This window comes from Gemella sp. 27098_8_155 (assembly GCF_041433725.1).
GTDB classification, from domain to species: Bacteria; Bacillota; Bacilli; order Staphylococcales; family Gemellaceae; genus Gemella; species Gemella haemolysans_D.
Genome location: NZ_JAPWCA010000002.1, coordinates 168,747 through 187,117 on the forward strand (window position 1 = coordinate 168,747; position 18,371 = coordinate 187,117).

Here is an 18,371-nt window from a genome sequence, read left to right on the forward strand (position 1 = left end):
TTTTTCACGGTTAGTTCTCGGTTCAAAGTTCCGGTGGTTCTCGTTCATTCATCTTTAATCGTCCTTTCTATAATTTCAGTACCTTAATATTTCTAGTGTGAACTTTCTTGCACCATGCTTCTGATTTATCAAACTTTAAGGCTATGTCATCCCACGACAAACAGTTTATATACCTAAGGTAGAAAATATGCTGTTCTTTCACGTCTTTAATTTGTTCAAACACATCTTTTAAAAACTCTCTCTCTTTCTCCCACTCGATAGTCTTACTCTGTATAATTTCTTTCACTTCATCTATTTCAGAAGAAATTTTAAAACTACCAAAATTATAGCTTTGTTTAGATGTATTAACCTTTTCAATATTAACACTTGAGGTTGTTACACTATCATAAGTTTTCAACTCTAGCTCTAGTGAATACAACCTATTTTGTAAAAGTGTTATCACTTCCGTTAGTTTTTTGAATTGAGATAGCCTTTTAATCTTGTGTTCACTTTCTGATTTAGACGTTCGCTTTAATGGTAAGCTATTGTTAGCTTTTATATATCCTTTATCAGATAACAAATTAAATAATTTCACTTTATGTTCATTAATAACCTTATTTTCTTCATCAGTTGCCTTACGTGAAAAATTAAAGTATACAGCTATCAATAATTCACGTTCTAAGTTGTTTATTTTATTCAGATAGGTTTCTATAGCTATTGCTTCTTTAGAGGTCGTATCGTCCATATAACGCTCGATTATGGTATCTAGTTTAGTTTGTTCTTCTTTTGATAACTGCATTTGTTCACTCCTTACTGTATTAGCTTACCAATTATTAAATGTACCTTGAATGGATCTTCAAAATTTAGGTTTGAAGCTGTATAATTTATTTTAAAATACTTTACATCAATCAAGAACTCGTCTTCTTGTAATTCTTCATCAATGTATCTATTTATTAATTCCTCAACTATAGTTGAAAATTCTATTGATATTTCTTTTATTCTAGTGATTTTATACATATAATTAATTCCTTTCAAAATTGAAATTAGTTGGTAATCACTGTCTAAACTTAATTAATATCTTTGAAATAGAATCCCTTTGCTTGTTTAAAATTTATTTGGTTCTTTTCTAATTTATTGCCGTAAACTGAAAAGATATATTTTTTTAAATTACGATTTTTTATCGTGTACACCATACATTTTTATTATCTTATCATTAAGGAAACCTAAAGTATTTATCTTCTATTTTTACGCTTTACACCCTTTATATCGCCTTACATTTTTTAAAAAGCGTACTCTATAAACCTTGATTTTACAGCATTTACAATATATTTTACGCTTTACACGTTACTTTTTTTAAAAATCTATTGTTAAATTATTTTATGTAATTATCTTCTTACATTTATATACTTATTACTTATATTACTTTTTATTATTAAATAAAGAGTAAAGCGTATAGTAGTGTATAAAGTTAGTTGTATCAAGGGTTTAAGAGGTACGCTTTATTTTTAAATTTAAAGCGTATAAAAGAGTAAAAGCGTTATTTGAGTTTTCTAACGAATCCTTTCAAACCTCTTCCACTATATGAACGTTTTATACTTTCTGACTTTTTCCAGTTCGTTAAGTTATTCATAACCTTATTTATTTCTTTAGCTAACGTATTACCTCTTAAATCTCTATTGAAACTTGTTCCATCACCTAACAGAAAATGTAATTCCCCTGTAGTAATATCCATTATTTGGGTTTCTTGTGGAAACTTATCATCGTATGCACCGAAAGAAATATAATCATTTACATGGTTATAATACTCAAAACGACTAGCGTTATTACTCAATAAGGTATGCCAATCATTAGGTACTTGCATTTCTAAAATGCTGTTAATACGTTCTTCCAATGGGTTATACTCTAAAGCACCACTAGAAAGCTTTTCCATATAAATTTTTGTTTCATCTGATATAAGTAGCGTTTCTTTATTTTCGTACCATTGATACACCTCACTCCATAGCTGTAAGATGTATTCTTTTTTAACATCCTTAATATCTATTTGTCTTCTTGCTACCTCTCCATACATTAACCAATATCTTCTGTTTCCTGTTCTATCCTTTAAAATTTCTTTATCATTGGTAGTTCCGCAAACTATAAAATTTCTTGGAAAATCTTGAGGATCTCTATCATATAGTTTTTTTACACAATCAACAGGAGTACTTAACCATGCTTTAACAGTATCATTATTAGTCCGCTTAATTGTACTTAATTCAGAAAATTCTATAATCCAACTTCGTATGGCTTTCCGCATAAATTCCTCTTTGATTTCTTCAGTAGTTTCTAAATGACAGCCTAATGATAATTTTAGAAAAGTAGTACTCTTCCCTAAACCTTGTTCACCATGTATTATTAACATTTCATCAAATTTAGTTCCAGGTTCAAAGACTCTATATACTCCAGCTAATAACCATTTTCTAGTACATTCACGATTATAAACATTGTCTTCAACTCCAAAAACATCTATAAAAAAGCTTTCTGCTCTAGGTATTCCGTCCCACTTTGCATTAAGTATTTTGCTTTTTACAGGGTGATATCTATATCGCTCACTGGCGCCTACTAAAGCCGTTTCTATATCTATTCCATTTACTTTGATTTTATACTTTTTTTCAATAGCTGACCTAAGTAGTTCCTTATGCCTTTTCACTATTTGTATAACTTGGCCATTACTTTCTGTTATTTCAATAACTTCTTTTAACTCATTGTATGCAATAGGTGTAATAGATAAAATCATTTTTTCTAGGTTTTCTAAACTTCGAATTACCTTACCATTTTCATCTGTTTCAATTACTAATGTTTCGTTTTTAATCACATTAGATGTTGTTATCGTCCTTTGAGTATTTTGAAACTTACCTAAAAAGGTGTACGGGGTCTTGAAATAATTTACATTGCCATTAGCTCGCTTTAATTCTCCGTTAAACTCTTTTAGGTTGTTTTCTCTCCATTCTCCATTACCTAATGCCAACATTTCCATACACACAATGGCTGTATCGTATTCTATTTCGCCAGTAACCACGCTTTTAGCTATAACCATTAAACAAGATATATAATTATCATTTCTTTCTAATAAGTTATTCCTTTCATTTTCAATATACCTTTCCATAATAGAAACGGCTTCATCATGTAATAATTGTTGAATAGAGTTACTAGAATAAGTGGTAATAACCTTTTTTTCTTCCCTAACTGCTTCTTGTACTGGATAAGGTAAGCCGTCTAATTGTTTAATACTCACTGTTTCTTTTCCCTCAACTGCAATCGGTAAGCCTTGAGGTTGTGACCATCCATAACTTTTATCATCATAATTAACACCTACTAGAGCCATAATGTGCTTTATAGTGGGTTCATATTCACCTTTGACTATTTCTCTATTAGGTTCTAATGCAAGCCTTAAACGGGGGTTATTTGGCTCATGTGAGATAGTTGAGTATAAAACATATTTATAGCCTGCTAACTTCTCTTGTATGATGTCTTGTACCTCTTGAGATATTAAACCCGTTTTCTCTATATCGATCACTATTAAATCTCTTGAGTTTACGTTGCTATCAATTCTTGTATAACTTCCATCTTTATTAGGTTTCACATCTCCACTTAAAAAATTCAAAGATTTATTTTTTTTATAACTTTCGCTATCTTCATCTTTGTTTATAACGGTAAATGGTGTATTTGCTAAGGCTTCTAAAGGTGAGCTATGCTTATGCTCAACTACTGTTAATTTACTAGTATTAAGCCCTATTTGTCTGTAAATCAAATTACACCACCTCTTTTAATGTTTGTTTTACTTTGTCTAGTTTTTCATAACATAAAATAGATAATTCTTCTGATGTATTTATAGCTATAGCATTAGTTAAAGTATGTAAGTTAGCCCCGTCTAGTACTTTGTCCCAATACTTATATAATTCTTCATTAGGTATATTTATGTTTTTAAATTCCTCAGGTGTAAGCACCTTTATTACAGTAGTATGAGTTGCTAATAACTCCATTGAAAGTTGTAAACTTGCCAACCTTTGTTCTATTTCCTCTATACTTTTTATGATTTCATTTTTATCCATTTTTATTATCTCCTTTCATTTATTAACTTCTTTGATATGTGCTAGATATTCATTGTTTTAAATTGTATTTTCTCTTAAAAACTTGTTTACTTCACTTTCAAGATAAATATATTGTCTACCAACTTTAGTTGGTCTTAAACCACGTTTATTTAAGTCTGATAAGGTATCAACTCCAATTCCTAAGGTTTCACATAGTTCTTTTTGGTTGTATCGTTTATCTTGCTTTATTTCGTCTTGTAAGATGTCTTTGACTATCTCACGTACTGCCTTAATCATTTCTTGTTCAAATGCTTCACTAAACATATAATCACGCTCCTTAATAAATGCTATCCATTACCATAACTAGTAAATAAACTAAGGCTGTTAGAAATGGTATAAATACTACTGCACAACAAAAAGTATTAATGTATAGATCTTTGTTTTCCATTGTCTTTACCTCTCTTAATAAAAATCACTGTTTTTAATTAATAGATTACTTTGCGAACCGTCTATTATATTAGCCATTCTCATTAGTAACGCTTTTTTCTCGTGCAAACTATCCATTTGTATAAATAGTTGTGCCATTTTATTTACAGTATCGTTTATAAAGCTATTTTCTAGCTTGTGTGCTTCTTGTCTATCTAAAACTACTGATACTATATTAGTATTGTGTTCATTCTCTAAGTACTCTAACATTTGAATTACTGCACGTCTTACAGCTTTACTCTCTCTAACTAATACTTGTTTAGCTTGTGAAGAGGTTAGCTTATACATAGGTCTAAATTCTCCCTTTTTATCTTGGTAACTAACGGGCGAAAAATTTCCCTCGTTGATTTCTGTATCAAATTCATCACGTAAGACTTTTAAAAAATCTTTATGCTGTAACATTGTTTTCTTACCGTCTATAGCTCTAAAATGGTTTATAACGTCCACTAATTCAATGCTAGTCCATTCTGTTTTGTTATGGATATCTGATAGGTTTAACTGTTCGCTAATTACTTCAATTGTATTCCCGTCTACTTTAATTACTGCATTAGTCATTTCTTGTTCTTCACTTTCTTGTTTATATTGTCTAATCATTCTATCTATATTGCTGTTAAACTCTCTATTAGGTGTACTCTTGTTTAATTCCCAACTACTAACCGTTGATTGAGATACTCCTAATTTATTACTAACCTCTTTTTGAGTTAGATTATATCTTTTCCTGAAATTTACTAGTTTTTTCATCTTCTTAAGTCCTTTCTTGTGTTATAATGTAAGAAAGTATTTTTGATAAATACTTGTCTTTAAACCTTTTAAGTAGTCTGATTTGGTCGTCTGATACTTGAAAGGTTTTTTAGTTTACTTTTCTCAACTTCATTCTTAAAAAAATAAACTATCAATCGTTTCATCGGGTAAATACTGTTTAAAGTAGTTTAATAGCTTGACTTTTTCAACATCAGTAAAAGCTGTTTCCTTACGTTCTTTCTTACTGTACATGACTAAACTTATGCTAAGTAAATCAGCCATTTCACGTTGTTTAAGCCCTAAAGCTTTTCTATAAGCTTGTATTTTGTTGATTTTGATACCATGCATAAAATTCACTTCCTTTCTTGATAAATATAAATAATTAATGAAGAGGTTGCTTTTTCTCAACTTCACAAATTAATAATATCATGGTTAAAAATTAAAGTCAATAGTATTTTTTAAATTCTAGTAAACTTTTATCAACTTTACTATTTAAAAATTAATTAAAATGATATATAATATAAACTAGATAAATAATGAATAAAGGATGAATTTTTTATGAAATTTAATACTAACAAAAATTCTGTAGCTCTTAGAATAAAGCAAATTAGAATGAATAAAGGTTATACGTTAGAAGCATTTGGAAAACTTTTCGATGTGAGTAAAAGTAATGTTTTAAAATGGGAACAAGGTCAAATGCTCCCTAACAAAGAAAGATTAGCAAGTATATCTAAAATAGCTGATATTACTGTAAATGAATTATTATATGGTTCAATAGATGAATTTATATCAAATAATACTGATATATTACTTAAACATGTAGGTTTTCCATTTCCTAAAACATTTGAAATGTTTGATATTAAAAATGGTATCAATGATTATATTGATTTCGAAAGAGAACATAACAATAAAGAAGTAACTATTAATGATATAGATTATTTAATTAAACTATTTTCTGCATTGATCTCTGATATTGTTGAAGAAAATATTATAAAATATATTGATTATAACATTGAGTTACTTGAAAATAATCAAAATGAGACAATTTCTGCTTTAGTAACAGCTAAAGAGGTTTTAAACAGTCTTAATAACAAATTATGCCCTATAGATATATCTTTATTAGAGAATGATAGTATAACTTTTTATTCATCATTCATCAAATTAATAAAAGATAATTTGCTAGCAAAAGTAAATTACTATCCTGTTTTCCATTATCTAGTTGAGCAACTAAAAACAGATAATAATAAACCTTTACATCAACGATTATATGAGATAATAGACAAATATATTTCAGAATTTACTCAACAACCTGAAAATACACAAATAAAAAATGAGTTAGTTGATGAAATAATTGAAACTATCAAAAAATAAAAAAAGCACCAGTATAATTACTAGTGCTAATGGATCAAAAAAATGAAAAAATAAATAAAATGATTTAATACATAGATTCTTTATTAAAGGTTATACACCTATTATACCATATAAATGCTGTTTTATCAAGGTTTTATACACTTACTTAAAACGAAGAGTCGTTTAAACGGCTTCTAAGCGTTCTAATTGTCAAAGGGTGTAATTACATTACCTAACCTTTAAAAGTCTTACCACGTCCATTATATGAGGTGATTTTCACCTAATCATTTATTAATTTCTTTGATATGTGCTAGATAGAAAGGAAATGAAAAAATTGATTAAAGAATATATAAATAAACGTGACAATAAAAAATATTACATGGTAAAACTTTATCTAGGTATAGACGATAAAGGACGACGAAAAGAAACTACTAGACGTGGTTTTAAAACTAAAAAAGAAGCTCTACTTTGCGAAGCTAAGATTAAAACTGAAATAGCTAATAATGGTTTATTAAATACAGATGTTACAACATTTAAAGAAATATATGAATTATGGTACGAGGGTTACCAACATACCATTAAAGAAAGTACTTTACTTGTTAATCAACACATCTTTAATTTACTACTTGATAAGTTAGAAAATATGCAATTAAAAAAGATTACTCTACCTTATTGCCAAAAAATCATTAACAATTACAGCAAGAGTTTTTCACTTGCTGTTCTTAAAAAAATAAAGATCTATGGTAGCATGATTTTAGATTATGCTGTTAAGATGAAAGTTATTTACGATAACCCTATGAAAGATGTATTATTACCTAAGAAAGATGATGATATTACTTCAGATGATAAGGATAAATATTACTCTAAAGATGAATTAAAGCAATTTCTTACTTTAGTTGATAATGAGAATGATATAAAACTAACTGCAATGTTTAGGGTGTTAGCTTTCACTGGTATTAGAAAAGGTGAGTTACAGGCTCTTAACTGGGAGGATATTGACTTTACCAACAATACAATTAATATAAACAAGACGTTAGCATTAAATACTGATAAAAAGGTAGTCGTGCAAACCCCTAAAAGTAAAAGTAGTATAAGATGTATTAGTATTGATGACCAAACGGCGAAAATTTTAAAACGTTGGAAATTTAACCAAAAAGAAAGGTTTTTAATGGTAGGTACAAGAGTAAAGAAACATCAACCCTGTTTTACTGAAGAGGTAACAAACTCTTATTTATACCTTAATTTTATGAACGCTAATTTAAAGCGTATTTGTAAAAAGTACGAGTTTAAAGAAATTAAAGTACATGGTTTCAGACACACACATTGTAGCTTACTTTTTGAAAGTGGTATTACTATTCAAGAGGTACAAGAAAGATTAGGTCACTCTGACCTAAAAACAACAATGAGTATTTACGCCCACGTAACGGAAAAGCAAAAAGAAGAGGTCGGAAAGAAGTTCGCAAAATACGTAAATTTTTAATATGTGGGTCAAGTGTGGGTCAAGTGGAAAAACAAAAAGCCTTAAACGTTGATACTTTAAGGCTTCTCTAACTTTATTATTTAGTTTCTCTGTGTAAAGTCACTTTTTTTAATCTTGGACAGTATTTTTTAAGTTCAATACGGTCTGGATTATTTCTTTTGTTCTTTTTAGTAATGTAGTTTCTGTCACCACATTCTGTACAAGCTAATGTTACATTTACGCGCATTAATATAACCTCCTATAAAATTTAATCTTAACAACTTTTTCATACAACAAAATATATTATAACATTACTTTATAAATATTTCTAGTATAAAGTGTAAATTTTTTAAATTTTTTTAAAGAAATATAACTTTATATTACGTAAACTATTTCTATCGATTACTCACCAAATACTTTATAGTAATCTTGTTTGAATTTTTCTATTCCAATATCAGTTAATGGATGTTTAACCATTTGTTTAATTACAGAATAAGGAACAGTAGCAATATCGCATCCTAATTTAGCACATTCAGTAACATGAATTTGATTTCTTACACTTGCTGCGATAATTTGTGTATCAATATCATTATTAGCGAAAATTTCCACTATCTCTTCTATTAATAATAATCCATTATGAGAAATATCATCTAATCTACCTAAAAATGGAGAAACATATGTCGCTCCAGCTCTAGCTGCTAATAACGCTTGAGTTGGACTAAAGATTAGAGTAACATTTGTTTTAATTCCCTCTTTTTTTAATACATTTACAGCTTTTAATCCATCTTCAGTCATAGGAATCTTAACAACCATATTAGGATGAATTTTTGCAATTTCTCTTGCTTCTTCTAGCATATCCTTCCAATTAGTAGTAGTCGCTTTTACTTCTCCACTAATAGGACCATCTACTATTGAAGTAATTTCCTTAATAACTTCTTTAAAATCGCGTCCTTCTTTTGCTATTAATGACGGATTTGTAGTAACTCCACTAACTACTCCTAATTCATTAGCATTTCTAATATCTTCGACATTTGCTGTATCTATAAAAAATTTCATTATATTATCCCCTCTCATTTTTATAGTAACCTCATAATATCACATTCAGAAAGTGTTTTCAATTTTATAGCTTAAATTATAACTATTTCTTTATTGTTTTTCAATCCAATATATGATAGAATAACACTATAATTAGGAGGCAGATGATGAAGAAATTTTTAGAAAAAGTACCATATTTAATTTTTTCTTTCTTTTTATTTATAATACTCCCTCTGTGTTCTTATTTTATATCAAATAGATCTGGGATGATAATTTTATTATTAATTATCCTATACCCTGTTATTAGTTTTCTAATTTCATTTCTATATGCATATAATAAAGAAGACTTTAGCTATATTTTCTCATTTATTATAGGAATTTTTTATATAATATCATGTTTAATCATTTTAAACTTTGATATTCTTATCTATGGTTTAGGGTATATATTCTTCAGCCTTTGTGGTCAAGGGACTGGTTTTTTAATTGGGAAGTTTCGAAAACGTAAAAAAAGAGCTAAGCAGAGTTAGTTAAATTTATCAAAAAGAGAAGAAGTGTTTTTTGTAATACACTTCTTCTCTTTTTAATATTAATTATACTATTCTAAAATACGGATTATATTTCATATCCTAAAAGCATTCCGCCTTCTTCACCATAAAAGCTACAAATTCCAGATGTAGGAACTATAATAAATTCTACATTCGAGAATTTTTCTTTTAGTTTTTCTTCTATCTTTTTACAAATATTTTCATTATTTCTATGTGTAATTACAGCTCTACCACCTTTATATCCAGCTTTAATCATCTCTTCAACTACAGTTGATATCGCCTTTTTCTCACCACGTACTTTATGAAGTAAATGTAGAGTTCCTTCTTTACTTGCCTCTCCTACCATACGCATATTTAATAACCCTACTACAGCAGCTGCCAATTTTGATAAACGTCCATTTTTTACAAGATTATCCACTTTTTCTAAAGAAAAAATTAGTTTCGTATTTTCTTGATATTTTGTCATTTCTGAAACAACTTCATCAAAAGATAATCCTTCTTTTATTAATTCATTTATTTTAAGGAGAAATAAATCATTTTGACCACCTGCAGAAAGAGTATTGATTATATGAATATTAGCCTTTGAATTTTCTTCTCTCAACATCTTTTCACCGACTACTGCACTATTGTAACTTCCTGACATTCCACCTGTAAGAGTTAGAACTATAACATTATCTGCTCCTTTATACGCAGCTAGATATGCCTCTGGACTAGGACAAGCTGATCTTGCCGGCTCTGAACTAGCATATATTTCTTTCATCATTTCGTCAATATTTAAATCTAGCGTATCTACATAAACTTTATCTTCTATTTGTAATGAAAATGGCACTCTCTCATAAGTAACATTCTCAGCTTTATTAGGAATTTCTCTAAAATCGCAAGCAGTATCAACTACAATTTTCCACTCCATAATTTACCTCCAAGTATTTTATTTTAACTTTTCTACTAGATCATGCGTTTTTTTATATAATCTCACAGTATCACAGGCTGCCACTATTACTTCTGCTAGTCCCTCTCTCTTCTCTCCATTCATACACATAACAAAATTATCATACATCTCTTCAGAACTTCCCTCTGAAGTCAAGCTATTTATTGTCTTACTAATCTCTTGAATTGAGAATACATTTTTTAAACATGTAATTACTATTAATCTTGCTAATTGTTTTCGATTATATTTTTTCTTAATTGGTTTATCTAAGTGACCATTTTTTACATAATTATTTATCATCGCTGAAGTTAAACCCTTATCATCATCGACAATTGAGGAATTATCTAATCGATTAACGTATAATAGTACTTGATCTAAGTACAAATCAATATCTGGTAACTCAGACCATTTTGGATATACTTTGTTCATATTCTTTCCTCCTTCTTATCTAGTTCTGATAATCACATTATATAGTTTTTCAAAATTAGAGTCAAGTGATTATACAAGTAAAATAAAAAAAATTTTGTAGTATTTAAATTTACTACAAAATTTTTACTATTTAGCTAATTTTATTTTTTTCTTAATTCCTCTTCTCATATATAGATAGTAGAATAAGACACCTAAAGCATATACTGCAAGTCCTATTATCCAACCTATCCATAAACCTTCTATACCAATACCTTGTTTAAAAACAAAATAATAAGCCGTAGGAATACCTACTAGATAATAACCGATAAACATTACCACACAAATCGGTACAACTTTTTTGTATCCACGAAGCACTCCTGCTAGTGCTGATGCAAATGAATCACAAATAGCAAAACCAATTGCGAATAATAATAGCTTAGCTGTTAAAGTTATTACTCCGCTATCACTAGTATATAAATACGGAATTTTTGTATCAAATAACCAGACAATTAATCCAGCTATTGTTGAAAATATCATTCCCATTATTACCGTCAGTTTTGTATACTCTGTTGCCATTTTATAGTCTTTTGCTCCTACATGAAATGCTATTATAATTGTTGCAGCATTTGCAACACTAACTGGTAAAGTATATAAAAATCCAGAGAAATTTAACGCAGCTTGATGGGAAGCAATAACTGTCGTATCAAAACGTGACACCATTAAAGATAACGTTGAAAAGACAACCGTCTCAAGTGCTGTAGCTAGAGCTATTGGAACTCCTAGCTTAAAGATTTCTCCCCATTTTTCAAATCTAATTTTTTCTTTTTCGAATATTTTATACTTATTAATTTTAGGGTTTGTTAGTACTATAAATAATGCGATGAAAAATAATACTGTATATGTTACTGAAACAGCAATTGCATTTCCAGCTCCACCAAGCTCTGGCATACCAAACTTTCCAAAAATGAAACTATACGCAAAAAATACATTTACAGGTACAGACACTATCATCATTATCATCGATAATCTTGTCAATCCTAAACTATCTATAAACGAACGTAAAACTACATACAAGAAGATTGATAGCACTCCAAAACTTTCATAAAACAGATAGTTCTTTGTTATTTCTGCAATATTACTATCCATACCTAATTGGTCTACTATTGGTGTTGCTAAAGTATTTAATCCAACAATTAAAACAATACTAATAATTACAGCTATGTACAGAAATTGTCTAACTACTGTAGGTATCTCTTCTTCTTTATTTTTTCCAATCAATTGTGAAACTATCGGAATTAATGCTAAAACGATTGCATTTAAAGTATACATAATTGGATTCCAAATATTAACACCCATACTCACACCAGCTAAATCTGTAGGACTATAGTGTCCCGCCATGAACGTTCCAATCATACCAGATGAATATGAAATTACTTGATACACTAAAACAGGCAATAGTAATTTAATAAAAATACTTGCTCTTTCAGAAAAGTTTTTTCCTTGATACATATGTTCTCTCCTTTATATATTTTTTCTTTTTTCACACAAAAAAAATCCAAAAGCGAATTTACTTTTAGATATCATCGATTTATACTATATGCAACCGAGACTTGAATAGATTAAAAAACCGTTAGTCTAATCGCCAACTCAACCTCGACAAAAACTCACACCCACAATAGACTTACTTAATGCTGCTTCCTTCCGGACCTGACATGGTTCATAAGTATTGCGTCGTAAGGTGCCTTAGTCTCAACATTACGTGTTAGACTCGACATTCCCTATTCTACCCGCATCTCGGTATTCGGTCTTGCTAAAGCGGATTGCAAGTACAGGGCACCGCTAACTCCCCACCTAGCATTTTTTAATTATATCAAATTTAAATGTAAAAAGCAAGGGATTAATAAAAATTCAAAAATAAACTCCAAATTAGTACTTTATATAGTAGCATTATAATTTTTCAACATAATGTCTACTACAAAAATACTATTTTAGAGTTTTTCTAACATTTATTATTTTAACTTAGTTAATTCATTTAATTCTAAGATACATTCACCTTCACTAATAACTAAACAAGGTATACCAATTTTCATATTTCCTCTTATTCCTTCAAACTGTGTGTAAGTATCTCTTACAAATAAGAACTCTTTAAAGTTTTTCAACGAAGACATAACTTCTACCTCTTTATAAGAAATTCCTAATTCTGCTAGTTTTTCTTTAAATGGTGCAGTATCTGGACAAGTTTCTGCAAAGTATAAAATATATTCCATAATAATCTCCTTTTATAAAATCTTTCTTTTATTATATCACTTTTAACGTTTTCTTTGTATTTTTACCCTCTGAATTGAAGAAGAAAATACAGATGCTAATAGTATCCCCATTGCTATTGCTCCAGCCTGAAGGAGTGTTTCCATCCCCACTTTTGAAGCTACACCATAATTCTTTGTTACTATATTTTGCATTGTATTATACATACCATATCCTGGCACTAACGGCACCATCCCTGTATAAATAAATATAGTAGCCGGGAGCTTTAAAAGCTTAGATGCATTTGTTGATAATATACCAACACAAACGGCACCTAAAAAACTACTCACAACAACGTCTGCTAATAACAAGTTAACTACCACTTGAATTAACCAACCGATAGCTCCAATCAGTCCACAAGTAAACAATGATTTTCTCGGCGCATTAAAGAAAATTGCGAATGCTACACTAACTACAAAACCCGCAATAAATTGTATAAAAACATTATTCTCCATAAATTTCTCCTTACACCAATTTCAATCCCATAACCACACCAAGTGCAATAGCTGTAGATACAAAGATTGCTGCCTGTATTCCAATCATCCCTGATAAATAATCACCAGCCATAAAATCACGTACAGCATTGGTAACCTGTACTCCAGGAACAAGCGGCATTAACCCCGCAATAATAATACTAAAAGGATTATGTATTAAGAAAAACTTGTTTAACACCATTACCAAAATGGTAGCTATAAATGCCCCTAAAAAATTACTCACAAAAGATGTAAGTTTATATTTCGCAGTTAAAGTCAAAAACATAGCTTCTATTGCCATAATAAAGAATGCGTATAAACTATCCTTAAACGTTCCTCCAAACATTATCGCAAAAAAAGGACCCGATAAGGTTAAAGCAATAATCACAGAAGCATTTGAATATCTTTTTCTAGCCTTTATTTCCTTCATTTTTTTGAAGGCATAATCTAAAGTACAACCACCCATTACCATTCTTCTTGAGATATCATTTAATAGCGCAATTTTTTCTAAATCACGATCTCCTAATACGACTCTTCTCATCGCAGTATAAGTATTATCATCATAAACAAAAGAGACAATTACAAAGTTATATGTCACTAGACTATTTGCAGCTTTTATATTATCAAACGATCTATAAATTCTATTTACAGTATCTTCTACTCTATATACTTCAGCTCCATATGCCAACATACTTTTAGCTATCTTCATACTAAAATTCAATAACATTTTAGCTTCTTTTTCATCACGTAAAGACTGTAACATACCTTCCCTCCTCTTAAATAAATCATTATGAAATAATTTCTAATATTTTTTTATATTTATTTTTAAATTCTTCCACTTTATTCTCTTGAATTTCTGTTGCTTTTTCAAGTTGATTTAAAATATACTCAATTTTAGAGAGCTCTAATTTTTGTTTTTTTACAAATAACTCATTCTTTTCCACTAACAAATATTTTCCAAAGTTTATTTCATCTTCTGATAAATTCATAACTCCTGGTTTAGCTACTATAATTTCATAAATATGACCGTCTTCTTCGATAATATTTTCCGCAGTTATTTCATATCCTAATTCTTGTAACTTTTCTCTAACGAAGTTTTCACCAACATTAGGTTGTAATACTAGATTTGGTTTATTTGCTAATTTATCTTTTCCTTTTTCTAAAATATCAGCAATTAGCTTACCACCCATACCACATATTGTAATTACTTCTATATTATCACTTAATTCTATAGCATCTAGACCGGCAGCTTTACGACAATCAATAACTCCTACAAGGTTTTCTTCTTGTACATTTTTTATTGATACTTTGTGCGGTCCCTCAACTATTTCTCCAGCTACCGCAAAATCAATTTTATTGTTTTTAGCCAAAAAAATAGGTAAATATGCATGATCACTACCAATATCCGCAAGCCTTCTATTTTCAACATATTCAGCTACTAATTTTAATCTTTTATTAATTGCTAACATCATTTCTCCTTTTTATTAATCAAGAAAATCCTTACTAAAACTCGTTGTAATAACAGATTTTTCTTTTTTTTCTATATTTTCAAAGTTGGTTATTATTTTATCACCAAATTCAGCTTTTAACTTTTTAGAAAGTTTTCTTAGTCTTTCTTCTTCTTTGTAATCTTTCTTATCAAAAATATCAAGTTGTACCTTGAGTTCTTTTGACTTTTTAATATCATTTAGCGAGACCCCAAGCAATCTAACACCTTGTGAAAAATTATAATGTTCCAGTAAAAGTTCCCATGCGTAATTAAAAATATCATTTTTACTAGATATAAATTCTGGAATTTTTTTAGATCTAGTAATAGTTTTAAAATCACTAAACCTCACCATGATTGAAATATTGTTTCCTACATAGTTACGTGATTGAACCCTAGAACTCACTTTCTCACTTAATTTCTTAATTTCTTTTAAAATATCGTCTTCATCTATTAAATCATTTGTGAATGTTTTTGAATTTCCAATTGATTTTCTATCAACTGTATATTTTAGTTCATCGCTACCTTCTCCATTAGCCCTATTCTTTAATCTTAAACCTTGAACACCTAATAGACTGTGTAGAATCACCTCATTCGCTTCAGCAATATCACCAATAGTATTAATACCAATATTTTTAAGTTTTTTTGTAGAAGCTTTCCCACAACCGTGCATTTCACCAATATCCAAATTCCAAAGAATGTCCTTAAAATTTTTATTATTTATAATTGAAAATCCTAGAGGTTTTTTCAAATTCGAACCCATCTTCGCGAAAAATTTATTAAAAGATACTCCTACCGATGAAGGCATTCCTAATTGTTTATATATTCTTCTTTGTATTGTGGCTATTACTTTTATTGGTTCATGAAAATCACTTAAATCTATATAGGCTTCATCAACAGAAACTATCTCAATTTTATCTGTATATTCTCGTACTAGATCAAAAATCATCTTTGATTCCTGCTGGTATTTCGGCATATCAGGTCGAAGAATTTTAATATTAGGATAAATCTTTCTAGCATCTCCTACACGCATTGTAGTTTTTATCCCTAAATTTCTCGCTTCATAATTAGAGGTTACAATTATTCCATGTCTTGTTTTCACTTCTCCTGCTATTGCTAAAGGTTTCCCTTTCAATTCAGGATTGTATTTTTCTTCTACACTTGCATAAAAGCAATTCATATCAATATGAGCAATAACTTTAGACATTTTTTCACCCCTTTTAATAGACTAAAAACGGGAACAATAGGGTTAGTGTCAATTAAATTTTTAATATATCAATTGAACCTACCCTATTTTAATTTCCCGTTATATTTTCATTATTATACTAATGAAAAGTTAATTATTATTATTGGTTTTCTCTTAGTATTGTCATATAGTAAGCTAGATAACATACTTCTTATCTCAGCCTTAACAGCTGCACATTCTCTAATACTCTTAATTGGATTATTTTCTAAATACTCAATTACTTTTTCTTCCGCTTCTTTAATCAGTTCCATACTCTTTTTAACATAGACAAAACCTTTTGTTTGAATAACTGGTTTTCCTACTAAAGTTTTCTCTTTTTTACTAATTGCATATGAAGCTACGAAAATTCCATCATTAGAAAGTAATTTTCTATCTTTTAGAACACTATCTTCTACATCACCTATTCCGCGACCATCAACTAATATGTTCCCTACTGGAATATTATTTTGTAAAGTTTTTGACTTACTTCCACTGATTTCCAAAGTTGTCCCTTTAGATAAAATGTGAATATTCTCTCCAGCTACACCAGTTTCTGCAGCAATTTCTGCATGTTTGCGAAGGTTTCTAAATTCCCCTTGAACTGGAATAAAATGCTTAGGCATAAGCATGTTTAACATCATTTTTAGTTCTTCTTTTGTTGCATGACTTGCAGCATGTAGACGTTTAGAAGCTGTAACAACATTTGCTCCAAGTTTAACTAATAGGTTTAGTGTCTGGAATAACATTACTTCCATATTTGGAGATGGTGTCGCAGCAACCATAATCGTATCTCCAGATTCAATCTGAATTCCATTAACTTTTTTCTCAGCGATATTTTTCATCGCCTCAATTGGTTCTCCTTGATCTCCAGATGAAAGAATACATACTTCGTTTTGTGGATAGTCTTTTAATTCTTCAATTGAAATTAAGTTACTATCTTCAATTTGTAAGTAATTCATATTTCTTGCAGTATTGATAGATGCTTCAATAGCTTGACCTAAAAGTAAAATTTTTCTATTTTGAGCCAGTGCTGCTCTAACAATATGAGAGATTGTTAAAAAGTTAGAAGCATAACATGTTACTATAATACGTTTATTCGCTTGATAAAATGCATTATCAATTTGCTCAGCAGCTTCATTCTCAGGAACATTATATCCCTTAACGTTAGCATTACTTGAATCACTTAGTAAAGCAAGAACACCCTTTTGACCTAATGTACTAATTTTTACGATATCAGATTTATATTCTTTACTTACTGATTGGTCAAATTTAAACTCACCAGTATACACAATATTACCTTGACTAGTTTCAATACAAATACCTAAAGAATCAGGCATTGAATATGTTGTCTTGAAGAATGTAACACTAGCATTATTGAAATCATATTTATTGTTATCTTTTACATAGTAAAACTTAATTCTTCTTTTTATTCCTAATTGTTTAAGATGATTTTTTAATAAATCAATTGTTAACTTAGAACCATAAACAGGACATTTTAGTTTATCGATAATATAAGGAACTGCCCCCATTGAACTTACGTGACCATTTGATAAAAATATTCCTTTAATTTTTTGTTTATTTCTAACTAAGTAACTAATATCAGGTATAACAGCATCAATACCGATCATTTCTGTTTCAGGGAACATTAAACCTGCATCAAGAACATAAATTTCGTCACCGATTTCTACCATATACATATTTTTAGCTACTTCTTCTACCCCTCCTAATGGAGTAATGCGAATTTTAGCTAACTTTTTTGATTTATTTTGTTGAGATTTAGCTTTGTTTTCATTATTAATATTCTGTACTACTTGTTTCGAGCTATTTTGTTGCTCTTTAGCCTCAACTTTTTTTGAATTTTTAGATCTAGTATTATTTTTCTTAG

The 18,371-nt window shown here is 29.2% G+C and carries 21 protein-coding genes and 1 other RNA gene; 3 read left to right on the forward strand and 19 right to left on the reverse strand.

Annotated elements, in window-relative coordinates:
• Positions 1-67 precede the first annotated feature (67 nt).
• From O5Y44_RS01850 to O5Y44_RS01880, 7 genes are all read right to left on the reverse strand, one after another.
• The gene (locus O5Y44_RS01850) at positions 68-778 is read right to left on the reverse strand and encodes a hypothetical protein (RefSeq protein WP_371465344.1); all 711 of its coding nucleotides are present in this window, start codon (positions 776-778) and stop codon (positions 68-70) included.
• An 11-nt stretch (positions 779-789) separates the two neighbouring features.
• Positions 790-996, reverse strand: coding sequence for a hypothetical protein (locus O5Y44_RS01855; RefSeq protein WP_371465346.1), 207 nt, complete (start codon positions 994-996; stop codon positions 790-792).
• 520 nt (positions 997-1,516) lie between these two features.
• Positions 1,517-3,766 (reverse strand): VapE domain-containing protein, encoded by a 2,250-nt coding sequence (locus O5Y44_RS01860; protein WP_371465348.1) that lies wholly within the window; start codon positions 3,764-3,766, stop codon positions 1,517-1,519.
• A gap of 1 nt (position 3,767) precedes the next feature.
• The gene (locus O5Y44_RS01865; protein ID WP_371465350.1) at positions 3,768-4,067 is read right to left on the reverse strand and encodes a hypothetical protein; all 300 of its coding nucleotides are present in this window, start codon (positions 4,065-4,067) and stop codon (positions 3,768-3,770) included.
• Between the two features lie 57 nt (positions 4,068-4,124).
• On the reverse strand, positions 4,125-4,370 hold the full coding sequence (locus O5Y44_RS01870) for a helix-turn-helix domain-containing protein (protein ID WP_371465352.1): 246 nt from the start codon (positions 4,368-4,370) through the stop codon (positions 4,125-4,127).
• Positions 4,371-4,508: 138 nt separating this feature from the next.
• Complete coding sequence (locus O5Y44_RS01875; protein ID WP_371465354.1) at positions 4,509-5,273, reverse strand: helix-turn-helix domain-containing protein; 765 nt, start codon at positions 5,271-5,273, stop codon at positions 4,509-4,511.
• A gap of 135 nt (positions 5,274-5,408) precedes the next feature.
• A complete protein-coding gene (locus O5Y44_RS01880; protein ID WP_371465356.1) occupies positions 5,409-5,621 on the reverse strand; it encodes a helix-turn-helix transcriptional regulator in 213 nt (70 codons plus the stop codon).
• A 210-nt stretch (positions 5,622-5,831) separates the two neighbouring features.
• On the opposite strand from O5Y44_RS01880, the gene O5Y44_RS01885 reads away from it, so the two are divergent.
• Positions 5,832-6,644 (forward strand): helix-turn-helix domain-containing protein, encoded by an 813-nt coding sequence (locus tag O5Y44_RS01885; RefSeq protein WP_371465358.1) that lies wholly within the window; start codon positions 5,832-5,834, stop codon positions 6,642-6,644.
• A 304-nt stretch (positions 6,645-6,948) separates the two neighbouring features.
• On the forward strand, positions 6,949-8,103 hold the full coding sequence (locus O5Y44_RS01890) for a tyrosine-type recombinase/integrase (protein ID WP_371465360.1): 1,155 nt from the start codon (positions 6,949-6,951) through the stop codon (positions 8,101-8,103).
• A gap of 76 nt (positions 8,104-8,179) precedes the next feature.
• Here O5Y44_RS01890 and rpmG read toward each other — a convergent pair whose 3' ends face one another.
• On the reverse strand, positions 8,180-8,329 hold the full coding sequence (gene rpmG, locus O5Y44_RS01895) for a 50S ribosomal protein L33 (RefSeq protein WP_003145675.1): 150 nt from the start codon (positions 8,327-8,329) through the stop codon (positions 8,180-8,182).
• A 155-nt stretch (positions 8,330-8,484) separates the two neighbouring features.
• Positions 8,485-9,138, reverse strand: a complete 654-nt coding sequence (gene fsa, locus O5Y44_RS01900; protein ID WP_271987586.1) for a fructose-6-phosphate aldolase — start codon at positions 9,136-9,138, stop codon at positions 8,485-8,487.
• 146 nt (positions 9,139-9,284) lie between these two features.
• Here fsa and O5Y44_RS01905 point away from each other — a divergent pair, with 146 nt between their 5' ends.
• Positions 9,285-9,644, forward strand: a complete 360-nt coding sequence (locus tag O5Y44_RS01905; protein ID WP_003146626.1) for a hypothetical protein — start codon at positions 9,285-9,287, stop codon at positions 9,642-9,644.
• Positions 9,645-9,729: 85 nt separating this feature from the next.
• Here O5Y44_RS01905 and O5Y44_RS01910 read toward each other — a convergent pair whose 3' ends face one another.
• The 10 genes from O5Y44_RS01910 to O5Y44_RS01955 form a co-directional block, all read right to left on the reverse strand.
• Positions 9,730-10,572 (reverse strand): DegV family protein, encoded by an 843-nt coding sequence (locus O5Y44_RS01910; RefSeq protein WP_271965410.1) that lies wholly within the window; start codon positions 10,570-10,572, stop codon positions 9,730-9,732.
• A gap of 18 nt (positions 10,573-10,590) precedes the next feature.
• Complete coding sequence (locus O5Y44_RS01915; protein WP_271965409.1) at positions 10,591-11,019, reverse strand: DUF1836 domain-containing protein; 429 nt, start codon at positions 11,017-11,019, stop codon at positions 10,591-10,593.
• A gap of 126 nt (positions 11,020-11,145) precedes the next feature.
• Positions 11,146-12,507, reverse strand: coding sequence for an MATE family efflux transporter (locus tag O5Y44_RS01920; protein WP_271987585.1), 1,362 nt, complete (start codon positions 12,505-12,507; stop codon positions 11,146-11,148).
• Between the two features lie 86 nt (positions 12,508-12,593).
• Positions 12,594-12,858, reverse strand: an RNA gene (gene ffs, locus O5Y44_RS01925) — signal recognition particle sRNA large type.
• Between the two features lie 149 nt (positions 12,859-13,007).
• Positions 13,008-13,265, reverse strand: a complete 258-nt coding sequence (locus tag O5Y44_RS01930) for a hypothetical protein (protein ID WP_271965407.1) — start codon at positions 13,263-13,265, stop codon at positions 13,008-13,010.
• 42 nt (positions 13,266-13,307) lie between these two features.
• Positions 13,308-13,757 (reverse strand): threonine/serine exporter family protein, encoded by a 450-nt coding sequence (locus tag O5Y44_RS01935; protein ID WP_204641217.1) that lies wholly within the window; start codon positions 13,755-13,757, stop codon positions 13,308-13,310.
• A 10-nt stretch (positions 13,758-13,767) separates the two neighbouring features.
• Positions 13,768-14,538 (reverse strand): threonine/serine exporter family protein, encoded by a 771-nt coding sequence (locus tag O5Y44_RS01940; protein ID WP_316447221.1) that lies wholly within the window; start codon positions 14,536-14,538, stop codon positions 13,768-13,770.
• A 25-nt stretch (positions 14,539-14,563) separates the two neighbouring features.
• Positions 14,564-15,244, reverse strand: coding sequence for a tRNA (adenine(22)-N(1))-methyltransferase (locus tag O5Y44_RS01945; RefSeq protein WP_271965405.1), 681 nt, complete (start codon positions 15,242-15,244; stop codon positions 14,564-14,566).
• Between the two features lie 15 nt (positions 15,245-15,259).
• Positions 15,260-16,468 carry a DNA polymerase IV gene (locus O5Y44_RS01950; protein WP_316447220.1) on the reverse strand — a complete coding sequence of 403 codons (1,209 nt, stop codon included), beginning with the start codon at positions 16,466-16,468 and terminating at the stop codon, positions 15,260-15,262.
• A 113-nt stretch (positions 16,469-16,581) separates the two neighbouring features.
• On the reverse strand, positions 16,582-18,371 hold a 1,790-nt coding region (locus tag O5Y44_RS01955), incomplete at its 5' end, for a ribonuclease J (RefSeq protein WP_371465369.1).